Source organism: Myxococcus sp. AB025B, assembly GCF_006518215.1.
Classification (GTDB): Bacteria; Myxococcota; Myxococcia; order Myxococcales; family Myxococcaceae; genus Myxococcus; species Myxococcus fulvus.
Genome location: NZ_SRLW01000679.1, coordinates 1 through 712, shown reverse-complemented (window position 1 = coordinate 712; position 712 = coordinate 1). Strand labels below are relative to the sequence as shown.

The window sequence follows — 712 nt, the reverse complement described above, 5'->3', positions numbered from 1 at the left end:
GCAGCGCGTTCTCGACTTCACCGAGCTCGATGCGGAAGCCACGCAGCTTGACCTGGAAGTCGGAGCGGCCGAGGTACTCGAGGGTGCCGTCGGGGAGCCAGCGAGCGAGGTCACCGGTGCGGTAGAGGCGAGCGCCGGGAGAGTCGCTGAAGGCATCGGGGATGAAGCGCTCGGCGGTGAGGTGAGGAGAGCGCCAGTAGCCGAGGCCGACCTGGACACCGCCGATGAAGAGCTCGCCCGGGACGCCGACGGGGGCGGGTTGCCCCTGGGAGTCGAGGACGTAGAGGCGGGTGTTGGCGACGGGCCTGCCGATGGGGATGGAGGAGAGGGAGGAGCCGCGAGCGCAGTGGAAGAAGGAGACGTCGACGGCGGCCTCGGTGGGGCCGTAGAGGTTGTGGAACTCGGAGGAAGGGTGAAGGCGCGAGTGGGCGCGTGAGACGAGGTCCGCGGGGAGGGCCTCACCGGAGCAGAGGACGCGGCGCAGGTGGTTGAGGGAGTCGAGCCCCGGCTCCTCGAGGAAGGCGCGGAGCATGGAGGGGACGAAGTGGACGGTGGAGACGCGCTCGTCGGAGAGGAGGTGGACGAGGTAGGCGGGGTCCTGGTGTCCGCCGGGCCTGGCGAGGACGAGGCGAGCGCCGGTGAGAAGGGGCCAGAAGAACTCCCAGACGGAGACGTCGAAGCTGAAGGGAGTCTTCTGGAGGACGGTGTCGAG

General features: G+C 69.5%; 1 protein-coding gene. It reads right to left on the bottom strand.

All coding sequences use genetic code 11. The features are described 5' to 3' along the window. A partial coding sequence (locus FL311_RS43470; RefSeq protein WP_141333578.1) for an AMP-binding protein occupies positions 1–712 on the bottom strand: 712 nt, incomplete at both ends.